The sequence below is a fragment of the Pseudoalteromonas sp. S3776 genome (assembly GCF_005886915.1).
Lineage (GTDB): Bacteria > Pseudomonadota > Gammaproteobacteria > Enterobacterales > Alteromonadaceae > Pseudoalteromonas.
Genome location: NZ_PNCU01000059.1, coordinates 1 through 26421, shown reverse-complemented (window position 1 = coordinate 26421; position 26421 = coordinate 1). Strand labels below are relative to the sequence as shown.

The window sequence follows — 26421 nt, the reverse complement described above, 5'->3', positions numbered from 1 at the left end:
GCTATCAGCTATCAGCTATCAAAGTGTAAATTAAACTATTTTTAAATAAACACTGCTTTTAAAAAAGCAGTGTTTATTTCGCTATAAAGCTTACTTATAAAAGTTTTTATACCATTTAATTAGTTCGCTAACGCCTTGTTTAACGTCTACTTGAGCTTTATAGCCAGTCGCATTAAATAAATCTTGCGTGTCGGCATATGTTTTATAAACATCGCCTGCTTGCATTTCGCGGAAGTTTTTATTTGCCTCGGTACCTAGCTCGGTCTCAATTGCTTCAATAAACTTCATTAGGTTTATTGGGCTACCGTGGCCAATATTATAAACCGCATAAGGTGCAGAGCTAGTAGCTGGTGAACCACTCTCTACTCGCCAATCTGGGTTTGCTTTAGGTATAACATCGGCAGCGCGTACAACACCTTCTACAATATCGTCAATGTAGGTAAAGTCACGCCACATATCACCATTGTTGTTTATATCAATGGTATCGCCGTCGAGTATTTTTTTAGTAAAAATATACGGAGCCATGTCTGGGCGGCCCCACGGTCCATAAACTGTAAAAAAGCGCAGCCCAGTAGTCGGCAAGCTATATAAATGCGAATAGCTGTGAGCCATTAGCTCATTTGCTTTTTTAGTTGCTGCATAAAACGATACAGGGTGATCAACACTATCGGTTGTTTCAAATGGCGTTTTTTCATTTAGGCCATAAACAGAGCTAGATGATGCATAAACAAGGTGCTTAACATTATTATGTCTACACCCTTCTAACACATTTAAATGCCCTACAAGGTTAGAGTCGGCATAGGCATCTGGGTTTTCTATTGAATACCGTACACCCGCTTGCGCAGCTAAGTGTATTACTTTATCAAACTGCTCTGCAGCAAATAACTCACTCATTGCTGCACGTTCGCTTATATCAAGCTTAATAAACGTAAAGTTATCGTGGCTTTCAAACTGCGCTAAACGTGCCAACTTTAAATTTACATCGTAATAATCGTTAAGGTTATCTATACCAACAACTAAATGGCCAGCAGCCAATAATTTTTGGCACGTTGCAGCACCAATAAATCCCGCAGCACCTGTAACTAAATACTTCATAAAATTCCTAAGCTTGGGAAAGTAATAGCTATCAGCTAACAGCTAACAGCTAACAGCTAACAGCTATTATCTAATCAATCACTACCAAATAAATCGCGTGTATATACTTTATCTGCAATGTCGCTAAGCTCTTCTACCATACGGTTAGAGACCACTACATCCGATATCTGCTTAAACTCATTTAAGTCTCTTATAACGCGTGAGTGATAAAACTCGTTTTCTTCAAGCACTGGCTCAAATACTACAACCTCAATACCTTTGGCTTTAATACGCTTCATAATGCCTTGAATAGCAGACGCTCTAAAGTTATCAGACCCTGTTTTCATTACTAAACGGTACACACCTACAATTTTAGGGCTACGCTTAATAATTGAGTCAGCAATAAAGTCTTTACGGGTTGTATTGGCATCCACAATAGCGCCAATAATATTGTTTGGCACATCTTGGTAATTAGCACGTAGCTGCTTAGTATCTTTTGGTAAGCAGTAACCACCGTAACCAAACGACGGGTTGTTGTAGTGGCAGCCAATACGCGGGTCTAGGCCTACGCCTTGTATAATTTGCTTGCTATTTAAACCATGCGCCTCTGCGTAGCTATCTAGCTCATTAAAATAAGCAACTCGCATTGCAAGGTAAGTGTTAGAAAATAACTTAATAGCTTCAGCTTCTGTTGAATCGGTAAATAGCACTTCAACATCTTGCTTAATTGCACCCTGCTTAAGTAAGTTAGCAAAAATAGTTGCGCGTTCGCTTTGCTCTCCTACAACAATACGTGACGGGTGTAAGTTATCGTAAAGCGCTTTGCCTTCACGTAAAAATTCAGGAGAAAATATTAAGTTTTCAGCATTAAGTTGCTGCTTAATATCAGCCGTAAAGCCTACCGGAATAGTCGACTTAATCACCATAACCGCATTAGGGTTATGCGCCATAGTGTCTTTAATTACAGCTTCAACCGAGCTGGTATTAAAGTAGTTGTTTTCCACGTCGTAATCGGTTGGCGTTGCTATAATTACGTAATCAGCATCTTTATAAGCAGCCACTTTATCGGTTGTGGCTGTAAAATTTAAGTCATCACGCGTTAAAAATTCACTTATTTCGGTATCAACAATAGGTGACTTTTTATCGTTTAAAAGTGCTATTTTTTGCTCATCTATATCAAGCGCAACCACTTCATTATGTTGCGATAAAAGCATAGCATTTGAAAGGCCTACATAGCCTGTACCTACCACGGCAATTTTCATGTTATTCCTTTAATATTTTCATTGGTAATTAATGTTCGTAATTTTACCAGAGTTACCTCCTATCATCTATTACATATTGAGCTTCTCATATCAACACGATAGTGTCGGCATAAAGGTGAAAGGTGAAAGGTGAAATTATGCGCGACAAAAGCCGCGCAATCAAAAACTAGCGATATATAAGATCACAAAATGAGCTTTTTATAGTAATGCTTTAATAGCTTCAGCTATATGCTCCGCTTGCGCCTGTGAGGCCACTGAATCTGTCGACTCAACCATCACACGAATAAGCGGCTCAGTACCAGACTTACGCAGTAAAACACGCCCTGAATCCGAAAGTACGGTTTGGGCTTCACTTACTGCTTGCTTCACTGAACTTGTATTTAATATTTCATCAGCATTATTTTGTGATAAGCGAACATTTAAAAGCACTTGCGGTAGTTTTTGCATACCTGCTACACACTCTTTTAACGATTGCTTTTGCTGAATAAGCGCGGTTAAAACTAACAGGGAAGCAACAATACCGTCACCTGTAGATGCGTAATCTAAATGTAAAATATGGCCTGAGCCCTCACCGCCAAGCTTCCACCCAGTACTTTTAAGTTGCTCAACAACATAGCGGTCGCCTACTTTTGCGCGTTTAAAGGGTATATCCATATCCTTTAAAGCTAACTCTAAACCCAGATTAGACATAAGCGTACCAACCACACCACCTTCCATTGTGCCTTGTTGTTTTGCTGCTTTAGCAAGAATGTAGAGAATTTGATCTCCATCAATCACTGTGCCACAGTCATCTACTAGCATAAGTCTGTCAGCATCACCATCAAGTGCAATACCAAGGTCTGCTTTATGCTCCAGCACAGCAGCTTGTAAACTATTTAAATGTGTAGCACCGCATTGCTCATTAATGTTTAAACCATTTGGTTTATCATTAATGCTTATGACTTCAGCGCCAAGTTCCGAATATACATTAGGGGCTATATGGTACGCTGCGCCATTAGCGCTATCTACAACAACTTTTAAACCTTCAAGAGTTAAATCTTTTGCAAATATACCTTTGCAAAACTCAATGTACCGGCCTGGCGCATCATTAATGCGCCTTGCTTTACCTAAACGCTCTGAGCTTACACATTGCATTGCATCATTTTTTAACGCTTGTTCTAGCAAAGCTTCAATTTCAAGCTCCTGCTCGTCATTGAGTTTAGTACCAAAATTATTAAAAAATTTAATACCGTTATCATAAAATGGGTTATGTGAGGCACTAATAACCACGCCTGCATCGGCTCTAAATGTCGAAGCTAAATAAGCAACAGCGGGAGTTGGCATTGGCCCAACAAAAGCGACATTTACACCCGCAGCAGAGAGCCCGGCTTCCATTGCTGACTCGAACATATAGCCACTATTACGTGTATCCTTACCAATTAAAATTTCTTTAGTACCAGATGAGCCTAAAACCGTACCTGCCGCCCAGCCAAGCTTCATTGCAAAATCAGGCGTAATAGGAAAAGTGCCTACCTTACCTCTTACACCATCGGTACCAAAATACTTACGGGACATAATTATTCCTTTATCAATGTTACAAACGCGCTATACGCGTCGTTAATTTTTAATTAGCCCTATTATTCTAAAATAAAGCTTTACTACAAAATACAAAAAGCGCGAGTTAAACTCACGCTTTAAATTTAATTTAATATTTAAGGCTAAATACATACCTTTATGTCAACGAAGTGCAAAGTAGACCTCTTAATTAAGATTCACAATTTTCTGATTACCTTCACTTACTCTTTCTTTTTTAGTATTCCACACTAAATCACATATACCATCAGTTGGGTTAAAGCCAGTGGGTGCATCTAACAACAGCTGACGTATTGTTTCGTGGTCAAAGTTATGGCAAGCAACATCTAATGCTTCTATAAACACGTTAAGCTCAGCTAAAGGTAACATCACCTCGTTGGCGGTCATTATGCGCTCATGCGACGTTTCACCTACGTTATCACCAATTAGTAGCTCTTCATAAAGTTTTTCACCTGGGCGTAACCCCGTGCACTTAATTTCAATATCACCATGAGGATTAGTGTCATTTTTAACTTCAAAGCCAGAAAGGCGAACCATTTTAGTCGCCAAATCTTTAATTTTAACTGGCTCCCCCATATCAAGTACAAATACATCACCCCCCTTGCCCATAGCGCCTGCTTGTATAACCAATTGAGCGGCTTCAGGGATAGTCATAAAAAAGCGAGTTATATCAGGGTGAGTTAACGTAATTGGGCCGCCCTCTTTTATTTGCCTACGAAATAGAGGTACTACAGAACCGCTAGAACCTAATACATTGCCAAAGCGTACCATACAAAAACGTGTTTTATGTTTAACGCCTTGCTCTTGCGCTAAGCCTTGCAGTGTAAGCTCTGCCATACGCTTAGTAGCGCCCATTACATTGGTAGGGCGTACTGCTTTATCTGTTGATATAAGCACAAAAGTTTCTACCTTTGCGTTTACTGCTGCTTTTGCAGCGTAATAAGTACCAAATACGTTATTACGCACCCCTTCTACCACGTTATGCTCAACTAAAGGTACATGTTTATAAGCCGCTGCGTGGTAAACCGTTTTAACACCAAATGCAGCCATTACGGTTTCTAAGCGATTAATGCGCTGTACAGAGCCCATAATTGGCACTAGCTCTATTTCAAGATTGTTATTTGTTATGTATTCGCATAGCTCTTTTTCTATTGAATATAGAGCAAATTCGCTTTGTTCAAATAAAACCAGCTTAGTTGGCAGTTGTTTCACTATTTGCCTACAGAGTTCAGAGCCAATAGAACCACCAGCCCCCGTTACCATTACAATTTTATTAGTAATATTAGCTGTCATTAAATCATTGTTAGGGGCTACAGGGTCACGGCCAAGCAGGTCTTCCACGCCTACTTCGGTTATTTCAGCAAGCTTTGCTTTACCTTCAACAACATCGGCCATACCAGGCATAGAAAGCACTTTAACTGTGAGCGGCTCTAATTGTGCCAAAATTTCTTTTCGTCGAGAACGCGTTTCACTAGGCAGCGCTAATAGAACTTTACTAATTTTGCGTTTGTCTATTAACTCGTAAATCCCCTGAAAATTAATAACAGGAATCCCTTGAATAATTGATCCTTGCTTGGTTGCGTCATCATCAATAAAAGCGCTAACAAAATACTCTGGCCCTGCACCTAATGCTGTAGCCAACTGCCGGCCAGCAGAACCCGCACCATAAATAATCACAGATTCTTTTTTATTGGTTGTCATTTTGCCGATAATTGCACGTACTAAAACACGTGCACCACCCACTGTTAACAAGCAAAGCCACGCAAAAATAAATGGCATAGTACGGGGTATATTTACACCCATAATAAATGCAATCAATACTAAGCTCACCGTTGTAATCACAGTACCTAAAACTATCGCCCAAATAGCTTGCGAGTTCATATACCTAAGTACGGCACGATATAAACCTAAGCTTATAAATGTATATAAGCTAACAGGTATTAACACTGCCAATAACAGCCAATTATCTAAACGCTGAAGTGGCTCAAAGCTATCCAGCCTTACAATAAGTGCCAACCAAAAGGCCGCCAAAATAAACATGCTGTCGATAAACAAAGTGATAATTCGTTTTTTAGCACGTGATGCATTTAAAATAGAACGGATAAAACTATCCATTGGAAGTTCCTTTCTTATATTTAAATTAGAGTTTTTTTGATATTATAAATTTTAAATTATTACTCAATTCTGCCGATTATACAGGTGATTAAAAACCAGTTCATTGTCGCAAATAGCCATGAAAGAGTAGTTAACGAGAAAATATAAAATAAATACTCATTTTATGCTTACCCACTCCTCTAAAGCGAAGCGCTTCTTAACCTATTTGTGAATAAATTACTTAAAAACCTATTGCACAAAGAGAAGAAAAAGAGGAGTAAATGAGTAAGGTATTTATGTAGCAGCGAGTTTAACTCGCGTTTGGCACTAATACTCAATACGCGGCATAAAGCCGCTGCTACAATATAACCCCCTAAAGCGCAGCGCCTTTTAACCTCTTTATGAATAGTTCACTTTATTGACTTTACTTTGAAGCCAATGAAAAAACTTCTTTAATCACTTTTGTGGTTTTAGCTATTTCAGCTTCAGTTAGCGTTGGGTGTACTAAAAACATAATAGACGTTTCACCTAACTGTACGGCATTAGGTAAACGTTTTTCTGGGCGCCATGGGGTATTGTCAAAAGCTTTTTCTAGGTAAACCTCTGAGCAGCTCCCTTGAAAACATGGCACACCACGCTCAACAACTTCATTTACAATACGGTCGCGATCCCAGCCCTGCGCTAAGTATTCCGGTCTAATAAACATATAATGCTTATATTCAGCGTGTTCGCTGTAACTTGGCACTGTTACTAAGCGTATACACGCAAATTCATTTGCCGCTTTATCGAGCGCAGCAGCATATGTTTGGCGTTTTGTAGTCCAATCGCTCATACGGGTTAATTGAATGCGCCCAATAGCAGCTTGCATTTCGGTCATACGCCAGTTGGTGCCAAAGCTTTCGTGTAACCATCTAAACCCTGGTGGGTGTTCGCGGTTATAAATTGCATCAAAGCTTTTACCGTGGTCTTTATAGCTCCACATGGTTGACCACAGCTCTTTAGAGTTAGTAGTTACCATACCGCCCTCCCCACCGGTAGTCATTATTTTATCTTGGCAAAAGCTCCACGCACCAACATGGCCAATACTACCAACAGACTTACCTTTATATTTAGCACCATGCGCTTGAGCACAATCTTCAATTACATAGAAACCATGCTCTTTACTAAGCGCCATTATTTGATCCATTTCAGCAGGCATTCCCGCTAAATGTACAACAATCACTGCTTTTGTTTTTGGTGTAAGTACCGCTTTAATACTTGCAGCAGTAATTGCTTGGCTATTTAAATCAACATCGGCAAATACAGGAGCTGCACCTGCGGTAACTATACTTGAAGCAGACGCTAAAAAAGTACGTGGCGTGGTTATAACTTCATCACCAGCGCCTACATTTAATGCCTTAAGTGCAATGTCCAATGCAAGCGTACCGTTACCCAATGCTATGGCATATTCACTATCAGCCCAAGTTGCAAATTCTTTTTCAAATTCACGGCCTTCTGTACCTGTCCAGTAATTAACTTTGTTAGATAAAACAACACGGCTTACGGCATCAGCCTCTTGTTGTGTAAAGCTAGGCCAAGGGGAAAAAGGGGTATTTAACATGATGTTCCTATTAATTTTGTATAGAAATAGAGTCTTATTTATTGCGGCACTGCAGGAGAGCCAAATGCAGTTACATTGTTAGGTAAGTTTTTTACTACAGTACTACCGGCACCAATCATACAGTTGTCGCCAATTACTATTAATTGTTTTATTTGGCTACCAATACCAACCCAGCTTTTACTGCCAACAATAACGCCACCCGCTAATGCTGTATTAGGGCAAATATGAGTAAAGTCACCTATAGCGCAGTCATGCTCAATAATAGCAGACGTGTTAATTATGCAGCCAACGCCTATATTGGCAAATGCATTTATAATGGCACCTGCAAAAACAACACTTCCCTGCGCTATAGTAGCGTATTGGCTTATAACGGCTGTGGGGTGAATTAGTGTGATTAAATTAAAACTATTTTGTTTTAGCAACTCTACTTTTTGCTGACGTATTTGGTTATTACCAATAGCAACAATCGCATTAATATTGCGCTTATTACCAGCCTTATTTAAAGCAATTAAATCGGCGCAAGAGCCATCTATTGGCCAATGCTCAATATAAGTTTTATTTGGGTAGGCATCATCATAAAATTTAACTATAAAACCAAGCTGCTCGGCAATATCAGCCACCACCTTACCGTGCCCACTAGCCCCAACTATAGCTAACTCTTTAGTCATTATTAGAGCCTTTAAATGGCTCAATGGTTACATGGCCATCAGCGCTAATACCTTCGCGTACAAACACTTTTTTTACGGTCAATAATAAAATTTTAATGTCGAGCAAAAAACTTTGGTTATCAACATACCACACATCCAGCTTAAACTTTTGCTCCCAACTAATAGCATTACGGCCATTAACTTGAGCCCAACCAGTTATGCCTGGGCGCACATTGTGTCGGCGAGCTTGCTCGTTACTATAAAGCGGTAAATATTGCACGAGTAACGGCCTTGGTCCTACTAAGCTCATATCGCCTTTTAATACATTAAATAAACCGGGTAACTCATCTAAGCTAGTTGAGCGTAAAAAAGCACCAAACTGTGTCATACGCTCATCATCTGGTAATAAATTACCTTGCTTATCTTTAGCATCCAGCATAGTTCTAAATTTCATCATTTTAAAAATGTTGCCATGCAAACCAGGTCGGTCTTGGGTAAATAAAATAGGTGAGCCCAACTTAAGCCTTATTAATACGGCAACAACTATTATTACGGGTGATAAAGTAAGTAATGTAAAAAGAGCAACCAGAAAATCAAAAGCGCGTTTAATCATTTGTAGCTTCCATTAGTGTTTCCTCTATTCTGGCTGCCATAATATCCCTTGAAAAATGTTTGTAGGAAAGTATATTGCAGCTCTCTACTGCTTTGGAGTATTGGCTTTCATCATTTATAAACCGCGAGATACTCAAAGCTGCTTGCTCGTAATCCCTATTATTAATAACTAAGCCGCAGCGGTGCTCATTAATAAAATCTTTTTGCCACCCCCCATAATTAATCGCTATGGGAGTCTGCGATGCTAGCGCATCAAATAATTTATTAGCAGAGTTATGCCACATTTCTTTTACCGAACCAAACAACGACAACGATAAGTCAGCCGCCGATAACAAAGCAACAATCTCCGTTTTAGGGACTGGGGGTAATATGTAAAGGTTATTGCTTAAAACCCCTGCTTTTTTAGCCTCAACAATTACTTGCTGCTTTTCCATACCATCACCAATTGCAACAAAGCATAGATTTGGATCTATTTTTTCAGCCTCTTTAGCAAGTTTAACAATATAGCCTACCTTATTAATCAAACCAAAAGTTCCGGTATAAACTATAAGCTTACGGCCATTAACAAACTTTAGCTTAGATTCCAAGTAATCTTTTCCTACACTGGCATCAACATCAAATAACTCTGTATCACAACTATTTGTAGCTAGTGTTACATTCGCTGTAGGAATGCCATGTTTTACTATGCCATCACACATACCGGGCGACAGTCCAATAAGTCGTTTGGAGTTTCTATAAGTATATCTTTCAAGCCATTGAGCAAATTTTATTACCCATTTGTTTTTTATTACACCGGTTGCTATGGGTAGCTCGGGCCAAAGATCACGCACTTCAAATACTAAAGGTACTTTTTTAAGTTTGGAATAAATCAAGCCAGGTATAGCAATGGTTAGTGGTGTACTAGTAGCAAATACTACATCAGCCTTGATAGTGAGTGACTTAAATGTTGAGCGAACTGAAAAGCTGATAAATTTAAAAATACGTTTTACAAAACTATCCTTGTTTGAATAATTAAGATGGAGCACGTGTAAATGTATTCCATCAATTTCTATAAAATTCCAACCATGGCCCAATTTATAGTTGTCAGAAAAATAAGCAGAGCTAGTTACAAATGTAACATGGTGCCCATTTTTTACTAATCTTTTAGCCATTTCATAGGAGCGGGTACCAGCATTTGACTCTGGTGTAGCAAAATACTGGTGTAGATAGATTACTTTCATTCACAATCTCAAAATATTAATTAGTTAATGGATACTTATTTTAATCAGCGCTACATATCACTTATTTATCCTGAAAAGAAGTTTAGAAAAGTAAAATGAATTCAGGATAAAGGGAAATGTGAAAACCCAAACATAGTAATTATTAAAATAATAATAATTAAAAAAAGCCACAACAAAGCATAAAGTATAGATAAAGCAAACCCTATACATTACATTCTTAACCGCGAGATTAACAAACGCTCCAAAACTTTCACGAGAAGACAGTAACATAGAAGATAAGATCAGCAAAAGAATATCAACACCATCAAAAAAAGTTATATATATAAAAAAAGAAGTTACAACCACTGATTGAAAAACAAAATATATACCTGAGTATTTCATTAACTTATTCTTAATGGATTTTTCATTAAACAAAATAACCCTACCAATAAATATACTTATAACTCCTTGAAAAATTAACAGATCCGCATATAAAACAGAATCTGACACAACAACATCCTCGCCAGAATAAACTAAACCCATAAGATATATACACCCTCTCAACGGTATAACAGCAAAAAGCAGAATAGGTGCTCTGGATAAAGTGGAGGCTATAAATTTTAAATTCAATACACACCATTTAGGATTGAACTGCCTCTTAAAATAAAAACTTACAAATAAAAAGATAGTGACAGAAAAAACCAACAGCTCATAGGACTTAATTATAAAAGTGATACATCCGAGAAAAATACATAAAAGAGAAAGTATTGAGTAAATTGAAACATACACATAATTTTTTATAGCTATTGAAATATTAAGATAAAGAAACAGATAATTGTAAATTACTATATATGGAAATAGATATAATAAATCACCTGAAAGAAAGAAAAAGGATAGTGAAATTATAAGTAGACTTAATATTAGCGATAAATAAAGCCCCCCTCGTAATACTTTAATATTTCTTTCATATACCAACAGCCTAGCGAGAGTCGTAAACCCAAAAGATAATATAAAAGAATAAAAGACAAAACTTGAATTAAACCAAATTATACTTTTAATATTATCAGGAAAAAAATTCCTTATAATAAAAATAACTGCAAGCCAAACTCCACCCAATGCTAGGTGAAAAAACATAGCAATTACTTTTTTGTTAACAGCAAGACGAGGAGTAAATCTTTGCATTAAATTTTGACTCTATATCTAACTTTAAATAACAACCTCTTAAAAAATTGAACCGTTTTTATACTAGTCCATAATATATGGAATGAAAAATATCTATATTTAATTCCTACTTCATTGAGAAAGTTTAAAAAATCGTCTTTACTCTCAATATCAGCGTTGACACCTTTGCTAATAAAGTTAGGTCGGATATGCCCAGGTAATAGCATTGATAAATCACTTTCACTTACTAGCTTTTCAATATCACAATTTTTCATTCCCATTGATTTTAAATTACTTGATAAAAGTTTTAGAGCCTCCCCTCTAACAATATTATAGTGGTCGGAGATATCAGAATGCTCAAATCCTTCGCTTAGTAACTTAGCGACTTTATAGCCTAGCTCGTGAACATCTATAAACGAATCTGAGTTCTTATGATGTAGAATATCATTTGCACCACCTATTAGCTCTTCGTGTTTATAAACATAACAACCAGCTGAAAGAGCCTCTCCAATTGACCTAGACTCACCTTCCCTTCGACAAAAGTGAATATAAACTTTTGACATGCTCAAGTAATTTGATATATCAGTTCGATTTATAGAGTACGTTCCATCCGGTTTATGCTTTGCATCAATAAAAACTAAATTAGTCTTTGGGCCAAGCTTTTTTTGGTAAGCTAAAATATCATCGACTAAATTAAGGTCAAATTTATTTCTATCCGTTCCTAAGCCATAACTCAAAACAAGCATAAATTTCAATTTTGGAGCTGACTTTACAAGCTCAAAAAACTCTCTAGCTCTTTTATTCTTAGAGTTATTTGCTATATAAATACAGTCAACCCCTCTATCCAACCCTTTATTTATAAATTGCTTAGGAAGTACGTCTCGGCTACATACATTAATAAATTTATCACTAAGCTCTACCCTTCCTAAACCAACATTGCTCGGAGTTGTGTACACAAAATCAACCCAATCTGGCACTTTAAATTTTCGGAAATAGGCCCCTATATGAAGGAGAAGGTAATAGTTTTCTTTTAATTCTATGTACCCTGCGCCTTTGTAATATTTAAAAAATTTATATAGAAGAAGTTCCCTATGAGAAACTAGTATAATTCCTTTCTCATTATTTGTTGCTTTTTTTAAAATAATCGTCATTCTTTACTACCATCTTTGAAATTATCAATATTAAATAATAAATAGAATATAACCACATCATATATAGAAAAATAAAAACCTAGGGTAACGCTAGTAATTGAATAAAGTAACAAAGGAAGTAAGTATAATTTGTTAGCGCTATAGAAAGCGCTGTATAGAGACAGCATATATAGAAATAACCCTGCAAATCCTTGCTTGAAGAAGAGGTACAAATAGGTGTTGTGAGGGTTAGTAGTTACAACATAGCCTACATCGAACGCTTTCGTTTCTCCATAATAACCCAGCAGCCAATTTTTGGGTGCATTTTCTATATAGGCATTCCAAATGGTGTATCGGCTAGAAGTGATAGCATTTAATACTTTATCTGACAATAAAGTATCGATGTCTAATTGATAGCCTTTCAAAAATACATTAGAAAAGCTATATATTACAAATATCAGAATAGCTATTAATAATGGAGAAATTAAAACAGCATAGCGATTCTTACTAAACTCGATAACAAAGTATACTAACAGACAGAATATAGCCATTCTTGAAAATGCTAGTACAGAGCCTAATACAAATAAGAGTATGACAATTCTGCTCAGCTTAATGCCAACAGCTTTACAAACTAACAAGAAAAATATTAACTTAAATGATAAGCTGGATGAAGTACTCCCTAAACCGTATACACTGTTGTTATAAAAATCAGTGCTGTGTGCATCAAAGCTTTGTAGAGAGCCGATTTCATTAACGCTAGCTTTTAATTGTAAGGGAGTGATATATGGTTGGCCTATTATATGCTCAAATACAGCGATAAATACTTCAAAGCAAATCAAATAAACAACATAAAAAATTACTCTTCTATTCAATGATTTTGTAACCATAATCATTAGAATAAATGAAATAAAGCCTAAAAAGGGATTCCCATAGGATATGTCGAGGCGTTCAGTATTTACATAATCAAATATAAGAAAAATACACTGAGTAAGAAACAAAAAAGAAAAAGCCCAAAAAACAGCCTTATTTCTTTTTATAAGAGATAAATCAGAATATAAAAATAAGAGCATTGAAAAAATTATCAAGCATAAATAAGAATAAATTCCTGATAAAAATGTAGTGGCAGTAAAAAGTAATAGTGCAGTAATAAAATCAGCAGTCCTGCTGTCCCTAAAGTCATTTAAAAAACTATTCAATGCACTTCCTCATGTACGACATATCAATAAACCTCTTAACAATAAAAGTGTTCTGCCTTTATTAATTTTGTTTTAAGATTTCAAAATGTTTAGGGATACCTTTATCCCAAAAATAACAAAATAGTACATAACGACACCCCTCTGATATGGGCTTCCCCCTATGTATTCCTTTTGTATCAGAAAAAGCAACGGTCCCTTCTTTTGCAGTAAACTCTGTTATTTTTTTTGATGTTTTATTTAAGTATTTCTCTATTTCATCTTCACTAAAACGATATTGGCCAGTTTTAAATACGCCTAAAATATATGCCATAAGCACATCCAGTTTGCGGTGAGAGCCTTTGATATACTGGAATGGCCCATGGGCAGTGTCGACATCGCTTAAGTAGCAAACAGCTTTAAATTGGTGTCTAATGGGCGAATCTCTATGCCAGCCACCTCCAGAGCCTAAGTTGCCTTCTTTTGCGTCAATTCGTGCAGCTAGTAACATTCCACTAGGTTTAGAGCAACCTGTGTAATTTAATAACCCTTCTCTTATTTTCGGATGCTCGTAAAATTTATTGAATTCATCATCAATCTCATTGATAAAGTATACTCTGTGATCTGCCCCAGAGTCATCAACCCACAAATTTGTGTTTTCACGCTCTATATAGTTATCTATTTTATCACGCAGTTTTTTACATTCTTCTTTTGTGTAAAAGTCGTCAATTTTTACAATACCTGTTTCTTTCAACACTGCATTGATAGGGTTGTTTTTTGCACGGCTAAATAAAAGTTTAGAGCGTCTTATAAACGACTCTACTAATTCTTTAATAAAGATGACCAACATTCTCATACAAATAACCTTTAACTATTTTATAAATTGGGAAATACGTTTTGAATCTATAATATTATATAAAATCTCTATAGGTTCTTTGCGTTGTATCAACTCATTGTTAGGGACTCTATAAGTATATATAGGAGCATCGTATATTTTTCTCATACTAAATACAGCTGTAGAAAGAGTATGCGAGATACTTAAAGGGTAAATTTTAGCCTCTAAAGATATCAGTTCTATAGGTAGGTTCAGCTTTAAAACACTAACCGGTAAAGCATTTTTTATAGCTTCCAACTCAATTTCACTTTCACCACGGTGTGGGATATACACATATTCATTTGCATTTAAATGATTAATTATTGCACTTAGTGCTGTTATATAAGTTTCCCTATCACAAATTCCCTCATCTACAAATTTAGCCCCAACAATGACATGCTTTTTATTTAGTACTTTTTGTTTGCTAACTAAAAGCTTTGTACTTCTAAAGTCATTACAGATTTTGTTTTTTACGTATTCTGGGAAAATCGTAAACCTTTTAAAGCATTCATTGATCGAAGTGTTATTTATTGTAGCAACACCATCGTCGAGAAGAATAAATTTTTCACGATTAAATACCCGCTTTAAAATCTTAAAAAGAGCTGAATTAGCGTCACCAACAACAGCTGTATCTTTAAATAAACTAAAAAAAATGAATAAGCTATAGTGGAATAGCTTTTGTTGTAAGCTAACGACTGTAATTAACTTCGCATTTTGAATATTCAGTAAATTTATTAGGTTTATTAGTTGGTTATCGTTAGACTCCTTGCCATTTAATCGCACATAGATTTTAGAAAAATTATATTCTAATTTACTTAGCTCATAGCATTGTAATAATTGAAAAGGAGAGTCTACGTAAGCAATCATTTAAAAATATCTCTCGATACCGCAGTACCAGCCTGTAAATCTACGCTGGCTTTTTTGCCTAATACATCGTTCAAATGCTTTGGGGCTAAACCATAGCCAGGTCTAATACTTTTTACATTTTCATGAGTAAGCAACTCACCTTCTGCAACATCTTTTACAACGTAAAGTGAGCGTCTGAATATAGCATTACCTTTTTCACTCTCTTTACGCTCGTAATTTACTTTCCCCAGCGCTTGCCATGCTGTTTTAGAATCTCGGCACAGTTGTAACAGCTCTGGCTTTTCTAATGAAAAGCTATCATCCGGTCCACCACCGTTTCTATCAAGTGTTACATGCTTTTCAATTAAGCATGCGCCTAGCGCAACAGAAGTAATTGCCGTAGTATTATCTATTGTATGGTCTGATAAGCCCGTTAGTACATCAAAGCGTTGAGCCATGTCGCTGACAGTGGCTAGATTGTAATCTTCTGAAGGTGCCGGGTAACCACTTACACAATGCAGTACGACTAACTCTTTACAGCCGGCATTCTTTGCAGTTTCAACCGCTTCAAGAATTTCTTCTTCGTTTGCCATGCCCGTTGAAATGATCATTGGCTTGCCTGTCTTTGCCACATACTCTATTAACGGTAAATCAATCGCTTCGAATGATGCTATTTTGTAGGCTGGCGCACCTAACTCTTCAAGTAAATCAACTGCAGTAAAGTCGAAAGGTGAGCTAAAAATTGTGATGCCTAACTCTTTGGCTTTTTCAAATAAAGGTTTATGCCATTCCCATGGCATATGCGCTTCTTCATAAAGGTCGTATAATGTGTTTCCATCCCATAAACCACCTTTTATTAAAAACTCAGGGTTATCACTTTTCATTGTAATAGTATCTGGGCGATATGTTTGCAACTTTAGCGCGTCAGCACCGCATTCTTTTGCCATTTCCATGATTTTAAATGCGTTCTCAATGTCGCCATTATGATTTGCTGACATTTCAGCAATAATATAAGGCGCGTGATCAGGGCCTATTTTTCGACCATCAATTGTAATAAATTTATTCATAAATCCTCACTCCACCGGTAGCCGAGTAAATTGTTCTTCATTAATTCTTGTGTAGCCTGCGCGGCTAAACAAAGTTTGCGATGCGGTATTTTCTTTTAAAACTACAGCATTTATAAATTCTTTTGCGTGCAATATGTCTATCTGCTTTAAGGCGTATTTGGCAATCCCTTTACCAAAGTGTTCTGGCGCTATAAAAATGGAAATGGTATAAGTCTCTTCGCCTGACTGATCTAATCGCACTACACCAACTGAAGTCTTTTTTTCACACTTACTAGCAGCCAGCTCTATGATATAAAAGTAGTCATTTTTACTTTCTAATTTTCTTGACATCCAAGCCGTATGCTCCGCTAAACTCGGCACATTTTTATTAAGTGCATAGCGCCTTGTTTCTGGCTCGCATTGCCAATTATAAACTTGCTCAACATCCTTCAATGTGGCAAACCTTAAATTTAAGGTATTATTAAACAACTTATTTACCTGCTTGATAATACGCTCAACTCCCTTTCCATCACATAAATTGAGGTTAATTGATCGCATTTCTGAATAGTTTTTAATTAGCTGCTTATATGCGTTCATTAAATTTTTATTAATAGTATTTAACTCAACACTAATTGCAGCGCCAACAGCGTCTAAATTTTTACAAATTGTCTGCTGGTTATCAGCAAGTCCAATAACAATACTCGGTAACCCAACACAAGCTCGCTCCCATGAAGTAGAACCAGGTGCGCCTATGGCAATATCATGCTTACACATCAGATCAGCCATATCATCTACAAAATCGACATGAGTCACCCATGTGCTATTCTCTTCAGCGAATTTTTTAACATTGTTATAATGTGGTGCCCTTGGGCTTAACAAAACAGTTGTTTTTGGTGGGCTAATACTTTGCCTTAAAACTGCGAGTACTTGCTCAGTTGCGTTGGGAGCATCAACACCTCCCATTGATATAAGTACACGAGGCTTATTTGCTAATTTGGTATCAAGCATTAGCTGGGATTTATGATGCTTAGAAAAAAGTGGATTTACTATAGCGTATTCTGTTCCAGTTAAAGCCTTAGTCTTTGGATTTAAATCACTATACTCGCTAGACTCTCTGAGTAATGTTTGATCTATAATTAGCTCAGCATTGTGAGCCCTCACTAAATCGTCAATTGCAACAATTTTACAGTGATATGATTTTTTTACGATCTCATGCCACTTTGCCCCAATAGCATAATGATCTGTAATGACTAAATCTGGCTTATAAGAGGCGGAGACGAATTGTCTTGCATCTTCGAGTTCGCTAACTTGCAACCAGGCCGCATAATCGGCAGGCGCGCTTGGCACGACCCAATCTGTAGGTTGTTGCAATGCATAAACCGAAAAGCCGCGCTGCTTTATCAATGAAACTAAATCACCACTTTGCGGACGAGTCGCAAATGTAACTTCATGACCATCTAGCTTTAGCCTATCAGCTAGAACTAAACAGCGCATAATATGCCCGCTACCTATATAAGAGGATGCATCAGACCTAATGACAACCTCCATTACCATATAGTCCAGCCACCGTCGACACTTATGTTAGCGCCATTGACAAATGAGCTTGCAGAACTAAGTAAAAATGCAACAGGGCCCACAATCTCATCAGCTGAACCAACGCGTTGCATTGGCACTTTTTTTGAGAGTTTAAGTACAAAATCCTCTTCGTTTTTACTTAAATTAGGGAAGGGCCCTGGAGAAATAGAATTAAAACGTATATCTTCTTTACCAAACTCACATGCACCATACTTTGTCCATTGAATTAAAGCTGCTTTAGCTGCGCCGTAAAAAGGTGGGTTAGTATGTTTTGGAGATTCATACATTTCTATATCAGGGCTTACTATGCCGTACATCGAGGCGATATTGATTACTGAAGTAGGATATTTATTTTTTACAGAGGCTCTCAGTTTAGGTAAAGCTTTTGTAAACAAGTTATGCGCAGCTACCATAACAATATCATAAGAGTCTATATATTCATTGCTTTTGGCTGATTCTATTGTTGACCCGCCACCAGCATAAGCATTGTTAACAATAGATGTGAGTTCCCCAGTATAGTTGTCAAAGTAACCTTGGATACTTTTCAAATCGGTCACGTCAAAAACAGCCGGTTCCGCGCTCCCCCCAGAGCAATTTATTTCATCAACTAAACTGTTAGCTTTATTCGAGCACCTAGAGTTCACTAACACTTTGGCCCCAAGATCAGCTAGCCCTATACACAAAGCTCTTCCAAGGAATCCTGTTGCTCCAGTGATTAGCACAACGTTATTTTCTAAATTAAATAATGAATTATTCATTAACACTTCCAAGTCGACGGGTCTAAAGCTTCTACTCGAATTAAGTCAATCCGTGCGGCCTCTACCTGATTTAAGCTTACTGAAGTAAGAGGCTTTGTACTCAATGAAGCCGCTGTAGTAATCAATTGCTCTGAGTCATCTACTCCACATACTAGAGAGTCAACCCAGTCTTGCGAAGATACAAAGTTTAAACATAGTTTATGTATTGTGCCTTGCCCATACTTTTGACTTGTTTCAGCAAGCCAATTTATTACTGAATTATAATTTTTAATTCCAGCTTTATTCCACAACTCGCCATCGTTGCTTAAAAGAAGACCTTGCAGGAATATACTTCTGACGTGAATAATTAGTTTTCTAGTAAGTTTCTGAGCACGAATCGCTTCTATTGCTTTTGACCATCTATAGTCCAAAATATTGAAAGGTAGCTGAATATGGGAAATAAGCGGGTTATCGACAACTTTTAGAAGTTCACTTGGGCTTTGCACAGAAACACCTAGCTCACTTATTAGGCTTTGCTTCTTCAAATCTAATAAGTTAGAAAATATCAAACCCTCAAATTCATAAAGATGCCTAGCTCTGTGAAGCATAAGAACATCTATTTTATTGACGCCTAGACTCGATAAAGACATCTCGATTGAATTCTTCACAGCACTTTCAACTTTAGCAGCACTGCTATCAGGTGTTAAACTACTTAAGGTGTCGAGCTTAGTAATTATTTTTACTTTATTGAATTTATTATTTTTAAGCCACTCACCAATAACCTGCTCACTATCGCCATAAGCCCTAGCCGTATCAAAATATGAACAGCTAAAATTTGCTGCCGCACTCAAAATGTCATGCGCCTTTGCTAATGAGGGCTTGCCTTGTGAGTTAGCCACACCATAATTTAAGCCTAATTGTGCACAACCAAGAGATAATTTTGAAACACCTACCCCATTCGGTTTAATTTTATTTATTAATTTGTAACCATCAATTGTAATAGGGTTTGTAATACCAGAAAAGGCTTCAGCTACGTGTAGATAATCAGCTAAGGTATCAACGGTACAATTTAGTTTACTATAATCATAACTAACTGGTGGGCTATAATATTCAATACCATGTAGCCTTTTTATATATGGTGTTACGTGCTCTAGATCATATTGGCTATTCGCCTTTAAAAAGGCTTCTCTTAAGTGCACTAACCTTGTTACTTCTGCTGAAAACCCATAAGGCAATAAGGAGTGCTTATTATCAGCACACATATAGCCTACGTTTTTTTGCTTAAATTGCTTGACTAAGTCATTTATAAAACTTGAGTCGGGGAAAACGTTATCGGCAGTTAACCGCACAACTATAGTGCTATCATCAAGCCCACTTAAAGAGTCAACATACCTTTCTAGTACATTGTTTAAGCTGCCCCGAAAATAGTTTTGGTTGTATTGTTTTAGTACTTCACATAAATAGTTATCTGTTTGTTCAATAGAAGTTAATGTCAACACACTCCAAGACGGTGATTCCGCTCTTTTCGCAGCCAAAACAACTAAAGGCAGACCCGCTATAGGTAGTAATACCTTACCTGGCAACCTGGAAGAGTTAGTTCTTGCTTGTAAAGCAACTACAATATTTGTGTTTGATTTTTCAGTCATTGTAAAACCGAACTCAAAACTTCAATAACGGTATTTTGTTGTTCTGTTGACATACCATGAAACATTGGTAATGAAATTGCATTACTATAATAGCTTTCAGCGTTAGGGAAATCACCCTGCCTAAAACCCATCTTTTGATAGAAAGGCTGAAGATGTACTGGTATGTAGTGTAAATTAACACCTATCCCCTGCTCTCTTAGCTCATCAAACACTACTTTATGTGTTTTGCTAATTTCATTTAGGTTTAAACGAATAACATATAAGTGTAAGCCAGAATATGTATTAGGTAATTGATAAGGCAGAGTTATGGGTAGCTCAGCTAACTTTTCGTTGTAACGTTTTGATAATTGATGACGCGCAGAAACAAAGTCACTTAAGCGACTCATCTGCGAAACACCAAGTGCAGCTTGGAGCTCTGTCATGCGGTAGTTGAAGCCTAAATCAACTTGCTCGTAATACCATCCACCATGTGAAGCATTTTCCATCAGAGCTTCGTCACGTGTTATACCATGACTACGATAAAGCGCCATTTTATCGGCAAGCACTTTATTATTTGTTAAAGCTGCTCCACCTTCAGCCGTGGTAACAATTTTTACCGGATGAAAGCTGAACACAGTAATATCACTATATTCACATGAGCCAATGGGTTGTTCTAAATAGCGCCCGCCAATTGCATGGGACGCATCTTCAATTACTTTAAAGCCATACTGTATAGATAGCGTATGGATAGCTTTCATGTCACATGGTTGTCCGCACAAATGTACAGCAACTACAACTTTAGGTAATCTACCTTCTTTTTTAGCGTGTACTAATTTTTGCTCTAATGCTTTTGGGCAAAGGTTGTAAGTAGAAGGGTCGATATCTACAAAGTCTACCGAGGCACCACAATATAAACCACAATTAGCTGAAGCTACAAACGTGATAGGAGTCGTCCATAAAATATCGCCTTTACCTAACTCAAGTGCTAAGCAAGCAATATGCAAAGCTGACGTTGCACTATTAACTGCAAGTGCGTAATCCGCACCTGTCGCTTTCATTAGTGCATTTTCAAACGCTGGAACTTGTGGCCCCTGCGTCAAAAAGCTTGACTTTAAAACGTTTACAACAGCATCAATGTCTGCTTGAGTTATATCTTGCTTTCCATACGGTATCATTTTATTAGCCTTGCACTTTAAATGAGGGGTCAACGTGTTCAATGATAAGTTCACGCAACCCTTCTACTGTTTCCCATTCGGTATTAGTGCCTGAGTTATATTTAAAGCCAAACGGTACTTTTTCTGCTTTGTGATGAGCAATGTACTCATCTTCAGTATATGTGTATGAAACCGATGGTAAAATAGCGTAGTAAGGACCCAAATCAATCGTATTGAGTGAATCTGTATCTGTAATCATTTCTTCGTGTAGCTTTTCACCCGGACGAATGCCCACATCTCGTGTTTCACAATCAGGAGCCACCGCTTCTGCAATGTCTAAAATTTTATATGATGGAATTTTAGGAATAAATATCTCACCACCTAAATGATTCCCTAATGCAAACATAACTAAATCGACACCTGCTTGAAGTGAAATATTAAAGCGCGTCATTTCATTGTGCGTTATTGGTAAAACACCTTCTTTGCGTTTTTCTAAAAAGAAAGGAATAACAGAGCCACGTGAACCCATTACATTACCGTAGCGAACAACACTGAATTTAATATCTTTAGAGCCACGAATATTGTTAGCAGCAGCAAACAACTTATCTGAAGCAAGTTTTGTTGCACCGTATAAGTTAATTGGTGCACACGCTTTATCTGTTGATAAGGCAACAACATCTTTAACACCACACGTTAATGCTGCATGAATTACATTTTCAGCACCATCTATGTTAGTGCGAATACATTCAGTTGGATTATATTCAGCGGTATCTACTTGCTTTATTGCCGCAGCATGAATAATTATATCAACACCTTCACACGCCTGTGTTAAGCGCTCTTTGTCGCGAACATCACCAATAAAAAAACGCAGCTGTGGGTAGTCATATGCAGGGTATTTTTGTTTTATTATCGATTGTTTTAACTCATCACGTGAATAGATGATTATTTTCTTTACATCTGGGTAGCGAGCTAAAATAGTTTCTATAAACTTTTTACCAAATGACCCTGTGCCGCCTGTAATTAACACTGTTTTTTTGTTTAACATGTTGCTTCCAATTAATTTAAATAAACGTAAACATTCTTGGTTTTATTTATCCGATTTATATTCGTAGTTGTAGTAACCATAATACCCATATGCATTACTAGACTTTTTAACTACGCCATTAAATACAAGTCCTTTAACGTCAATGCCGTTTTGATCAAAGCGATCTCGCGTTAGTTCTATTTCACGTAAATGGTTTTGGCCAAAGCGTGCCACTAATAACGTAGTGCCTGAATGCGCGCTTACAATAGCTGGGTCTGTTACTGCTAGTATTGGGGGTGTATCTATAATAACTATGTCGTAAGCTGTGCTTACTTCTTCAACTAGTTTGCTAAAGTTGCTGTGCATTAATAGCTCTGATGGGTTGGGTGGTATTTGCCCGCGGGTAATAACACTTAACCCCTCTACTTTAGTCGTTTTAGTCACTTGTTCTAGGTTTAAACGCCCGGATAAGTAATCACTTAAGCCGTTATCCCATTTTAAGCCAAATTGAGTTTGCAAATAGCCCTTACGCATATCAGCATCAATAATCAGTACTTTTTTACCACTTTGTGCCAGCACCGAGGCTAAGTTAACCGATATAAACGATTTACCTACACCTGGGCTTGGGCCCGATATAGCAATAATATTGTTTTTAGCTTCCATCATCGCAAAATGTAAGCTTGTACGTAAACTACGTAGCGCCTCTATTGAAAGGTCTGCTGGGTTATCGAGTGCGAGTATGGTTTTTGCTTTTGCGGTTTTATTTTTACGGGCTTTAGTAAAGCCGGTTAGCTTATCTTGATGGTCTGAGTGCGGTACACTTGCGTACACGGGTATGCCCAGTGCTTCTATTTCGCTTGGGTCTTCTACCCCTTTATGCATGGCCTTTTGTATAAGCACAATTGCAACGCTTAACATACCACCAAGCATAGTTGCCATAACCACGATTAACGCTTTTTTAGGTTTAACTGGTTTACTGGTGTTTACCTCGGCGTAGTCAATAACACGTACATTGCCTACAGTGCCAGCACGTACTATGTCGAGCTCTTGGGTTTTACTAAGCAGTAAAGTGTATATTTGGTTACTTACCTCAACATCACGCTTTAAGCGTAGTAGCTCTTGTTGAGTTTCGGGCAAGTTGCCTACCTCGCCAATTAGTTGGTCTTTTTGTTTTTCAACCGCTTGAATTTGCTCAACAATACCTTGGTATGCCGGGTGATTTTTTTTAAATTTTCGGCCAAGTTCTAAACGCTTTAAATTTAGCTCTTGTAGTTTGGTTTCAAGCTTTACAACTTGCTCTAATACGCCTTGTGTCTCAAGTGTTATGTTGATTGATTGGCGTTTTATTTGGTAGTCGTTAAATCGTTGCTCTGCATATTCCAATTGTTTTTTAACTTCAGGTAATTGTACTTCTAAAAATTCGAGCGACTTTTGTGCCTCTGCACTATTACGCTCTACATTACGGCGTACATAAATAGCGGCGACTTTATCAAGCACTTTTTCGGCGTAACTTGGTTTGGTACTTTGTAGGCTTAAATTAATTATGCCCGAATCTTTACCTTTTTCGCTCGCGCCAATGGCTGCTTGTAAGTCAAGTATTGTATTTAGGCGGTCTTTACGGGTTAGTATAAACTCGGTGCCTGGGCGCGCGTTAAGCTCGCGCACTGTTAAGTTAAATTTACCGTTAGTAAGCTCCTCGCCAATTTTACCTGAAAGTATTTGCTCATCATCACCATTTAATAAACTAACACCGTTATTACTTTGCGCTACAAGCGTAAATTCTTTATTAATGGCAGATCGTGGAACGTCAAACCTAAATATATTTATGCTTTCGCCACCCCACGCATAACTGCTTGCACCAAAACTTGGCTCGGCTAGGTCGCCCTCTTCAATTGGCATAAATTTACGATAAGCCCGATTACCAATGAATGGGAATAGCTTAGGCTCGGCTGTTATATCAAGCTTTAATGTATCTACTGCCTCGCCAATAACACTGCGCGATTTAAGGAGTTCTATTTCGGTTACTGCGGCCGATGTACTTTCGAACATACCGGCCATGTCGTCAAACCCTGGGACCGATGCGCCGCCATCTTCCACTTGGATCATAGCGGTTGCTTGGTAAACTGGTGTGCTTAATACAGCATAAACCACACCTACAAACATAAATAATGCGGTTATGCCGGCTATAAAATATTTACGGTCGAGCAATGCACCTAATAGTGCCATTAAATCGATTTCTTGAGTGGGTTGTGTGGTATTTTTACTTTTATTACTAGGCTGGGCAGTCATTTATTTAGCCATTCCTTATAAATACTTTTGCCAAGCGCTGCATGCGCTATCGATTAGTGTGTACACGTGTTCAAACGCCTCTTGGCTTTGGCGGTAGGGATCGGGTATTTCGGCATTGTTGATCCACTTACCGAGTAAAAAGGTTTTACCGCGCGCCTCTGGGTAGCGGGCGTGTACATCGTTTAAATGGCGTTCTTCCATTACTAAAATAACACTGCTTTGCGCCACTAAAGCCGATGTTAATTGGCGCCCTTGGTGGGCATCCATATTTACACCATTAGCTTGTGCAATTTGCTTTGCTGTGGCATCGGCAGGTTTGCCTTCAAGTGCGGTTAACCCAGCCGACGATACTTTAATATTTTTACCTTCAAGCTTTTGCTTTAATACATATTCACCGGTAGGGCTGCGGCATATATTACCCGCACAAACTACTAAAATTGAATCAAACATTTTTTAACCCTTAGTTTGATGAAATATCATCTAAGCTATCAACCGATGCGACAGATGGTAATAATAAGCTTATTACGCGGTTCCAACGTGCAAGTGGTGCAGAGGTTACATATACAATGTCGCTTGGCTGTAGTTCAAACTGCTCTGCTAATACCATAGCTGCAATATTTTTTGCATGTAGCTGGTATACGTTTGCAATATAGCCGGTTTGCTCAGCGTTGCTTTTACGCAGTACAAATACGCCATTCGCATCTGCTGTTGCTTCGTTTAAGCCACCCGAATCACTTAATGCTTCAGCTAAATTTAAACCATAGCGATTAAGGGTTACTGAACCTGCTTTTTTTACATCGCCTAGTACAAATACCTTTTGCGCATCGTTACGGCTTACATGCACTATATCGCCATGCTGTAATAAACGGTTTTGCGAAATATCGCCATGGGCATAAAAATCATCAAGCTGAATAACTTCTGTTTTGTCGCCACGGGTAAAGGTAACGGTGCGCCAATCGGCTGAATCGGTTAATCCACCCGCCTGGTTTAGCGCATCAATAAGGGTAAGCGGTATTTCGGTTACTGGGTAAACGCCAGGTTGCTTAACCTCCCCTGTTACGTATGCTTTTTGGCTTCTAAAACCCACTACTTTTACATCTACTTGTGGGTCTTCTATCACTCGGCTTAAGCGCTTTACTAGGTCGTCACGTACTTGGCTAATTGTTCTACCAGCAGCGGGTATATTAGGCGCATATGCGTAGGTAATTGTGCCATCTTTTTGTACGCGGAAGCCATCAAACTCTGCGGTACGTTGTACAGCAGCTGGTATTGTAAGCTCGGGATGATCCCATACGCCTATTGTAAGTACATCACCTACACCTAATTTGTATTCGTAATCGCTGGTATTAACACCAGCACTGCTTGAAATAGGTTTAGACGATGCTTGCGCTAACTTTTGTTTATTTAAAAGCTGCGAGTCGATAATTTGGATGTTTACTTTTTCGAGATCTTGCTCAAGGTTATATGTTTGTTCGCCTGAATCTATGCCTTCAAAATGGCTACCGGGTACTATTGTACACCCTGATATTGCTAGCATTACGAGAGAAGTTGCGAGTGATTTACAGCTTAACGCCATTGTAGAATCCCAAAATTATTTTAAATATTGCGCTTGCTCACCAGCCTTGGTGAGTACTTATTTTTTTAGCGGTGTAATTAAAGCATGAGGTATGTTTACACGCAAGCGAGAATCGGTTTGTTGAGGTTTTTAGCTATCAGCTATCAGCTATC

Annotated in this window: 21 protein-coding genes; all 21 read right to left on the bottom strand. The window is 37.8% G+C overall.

What is annotated here, in order from left to right; genetic code table 11:
* Positions 1–90: 90 nt before the first annotated feature.
* Positions 91–1095: an NAD-dependent epimerase gene (locus CWC16_RS17535; protein ID WP_138542468.1), complete on the bottom strand. Its 1005-nt coding sequence runs from the start codon at positions 1093–1095 to the stop codon at positions 91–93.
* 74 nt (positions 1096–1169) lie between these two features.
* Positions 1170–2336 (bottom strand): nucleotide sugar dehydrogenase, encoded by a 1167-nt coding sequence (locus CWC16_RS17530; RefSeq protein ID WP_138542467.1) that lies wholly within the window; start codon positions 2334–2336, stop codon positions 1170–1172.
* Between the two features lie 198 nt (positions 2337–2534).
* A complete protein-coding gene (glmM, locus tag CWC16_RS17525) occupies positions 2535–3890 on the bottom strand; it encodes a phosphoglucosamine mutase (protein ID WP_138542466.1) in 1356 nt (451 codons plus the stop codon).
* A 186-nt stretch (positions 3891–4076) separates the two neighbouring features.
* On the bottom strand, positions 4077–6023 hold the full coding sequence (locus tag CWC16_RS17520) for a polysaccharide biosynthesis protein (protein ID WP_138542465.1): 1947 nt from the start codon (positions 6021–6023) through the stop codon (positions 4077–4079).
* Between the two features lie 403 nt (positions 6024–6426).
* A complete protein-coding gene (locus tag CWC16_RS17515) occupies positions 6427–7602 on the bottom strand; it encodes a DegT/DnrJ/EryC1/StrS family aminotransferase (RefSeq protein ID WP_138542464.1) in 1176 nt (391 codons plus the stop codon).
* A 38-nt stretch (positions 7603–7640) separates the two neighbouring features.
* Positions 7641–8270, bottom strand: coding sequence for an acetyltransferase (locus CWC16_RS17510; protein ID WP_138542463.1), 630 nt, complete (start codon positions 8268–8270; stop codon positions 7641–7643).
* A complete protein-coding gene (locus tag CWC16_RS17505; protein ID WP_138542462.1) occupies positions 8263–8862 on the bottom strand; it encodes a sugar transferase in 600 nt (199 codons plus the stop codon). Before CWC16_RS17505 ends, CWC16_RS17510 begins: the two co-directional genes overlap by 8 nt.
* Positions 8855–10081 carry a glycosyltransferase family 4 protein gene (locus CWC16_RS17500; protein ID WP_138542461.1) on the bottom strand — a complete coding sequence of 409 codons (1227 nt, stop codon included), beginning with the start codon at positions 10079–10081 and terminating at the stop codon, positions 8855–8857. The genes CWC16_RS17505 and CWC16_RS17500 overlap by 8 nt, the downstream gene beginning before the upstream one ends.
* Before the next feature lie 1160 nt (positions 10082–11241).
* Positions 11242–12372, bottom strand: coding sequence for a glycosyltransferase family protein (locus CWC16_RS17495; protein ID WP_138542460.1), 1131 nt, complete (start codon positions 12370–12372; stop codon positions 11242–11244).
* Positions 12369–13547, bottom strand: a complete 1179-nt coding sequence (locus CWC16_RS17490) for an O-antigen ligase family protein (RefSeq protein WP_138542459.1) — start codon at positions 13545–13547, stop codon at positions 12369–12371. Before CWC16_RS17490 ends, CWC16_RS17495 begins: the two co-directional genes overlap by 4 nt.
* 61 nt (positions 13548–13608) lie before the next feature.
* Entirely contained in the window at positions 13609–14379 is a 771-nt protein-coding gene (locus tag CWC16_RS17485) for a phytanoyl-CoA dioxygenase family protein (RefSeq protein WP_138542458.1), read from the bottom strand.
* Positions 14380–14394: 15 nt separating this feature from the next.
* The gene (locus tag CWC16_RS17480) at positions 14395–15264 is read right to left on the bottom strand and encodes a hypothetical protein (RefSeq protein ID WP_138542457.1); all 870 of its coding nucleotides are present in this window, start codon (positions 15262–15264) and stop codon (positions 14395–14397) included.
* Complete coding sequence (gene pseI, locus CWC16_RS17475) at positions 15261–16310, bottom strand: pseudaminic acid synthase (RefSeq protein ID WP_138542456.1); 1050 nt, start codon at positions 16308–16310, stop codon at positions 15261–15263. The genes CWC16_RS17480 and pseI overlap by 4 nt, the downstream gene beginning before the upstream one ends.
* Before the next feature lie 6 nt (positions 16311–16316).
* Positions 16317–17837 carry a UDP-2,4-diacetamido-2,4,6-trideoxy-beta-L-altropyranose hydrolase gene (pseG, locus tag CWC16_RS17470; RefSeq protein WP_138542455.1) on the bottom strand — a complete coding sequence of 507 codons (1521 nt, stop codon included), beginning with the start codon at positions 17835–17837 and terminating at the stop codon, positions 16317–16319.
* Entirely contained in the window at positions 17837–18622 is a 786-nt protein-coding gene (locus tag CWC16_RS17465) for an SDR family oxidoreductase (RefSeq protein ID WP_249929299.1), read from the bottom strand. Before CWC16_RS17465 ends, pseG begins: the two co-directional genes overlap by 1 nt.
* The gene (locus CWC16_RS17460) at positions 18622–20247 is read right to left on the bottom strand and encodes an aldo/keto reductase (RefSeq protein WP_138542454.1); all 1626 of its coding nucleotides are present in this window, start codon (positions 20245–20247) and stop codon (positions 18622–18624) included. Before CWC16_RS17460 ends, CWC16_RS17465 begins: the two co-directional genes overlap by 1 nt.
* Positions 20244–21401, bottom strand: coding sequence for a UDP-4-amino-4,6-dideoxy-N-acetyl-beta-L-altrosamine transaminase (gene pseC, locus CWC16_RS17455; protein WP_138542453.1), 1158 nt, complete (start codon positions 21399–21401; stop codon positions 20244–20246). Before pseC ends, CWC16_RS17460 begins: the two co-directional genes overlap by 4 nt.
* A 4-nt stretch (positions 21402–21405) precedes the next feature.
* Complete coding sequence (pseB, locus tag CWC16_RS17450; protein WP_138542452.1) at positions 21406–22425, bottom strand: UDP-N-acetylglucosamine 4,6-dehydratase (inverting); 1020 nt, start codon at positions 22423–22425, stop codon at positions 21406–21408.
* Between the two features lie 42 nt (positions 22426–22467).
* Entirely contained in the window at positions 22468–24693 is a 2226-nt protein-coding gene (locus tag CWC16_RS17445) for a polysaccharide biosynthesis tyrosine autokinase (RefSeq protein ID WP_138542451.1), read from the bottom strand.
* 15 nt (positions 24694–24708) lie between these two features.
* Positions 24709–25143, bottom strand: a complete 435-nt coding sequence (locus CWC16_RS17440; RefSeq protein WP_138542450.1) for a low molecular weight protein-tyrosine-phosphatase — start codon at positions 25141–25143, stop codon at positions 24709–24711.
* 10 nt (positions 25144–25153) lie between these two features.
* Positions 25154–26269: a polysaccharide export protein gene (locus CWC16_RS17435; RefSeq protein WP_138542449.1), complete on the bottom strand. Its 1116-nt coding sequence runs from the start codon at positions 26267–26269 to the stop codon at positions 25154–25156.
* Between the last annotated feature and the right edge of the window lie 152 nt (positions 26270–26421).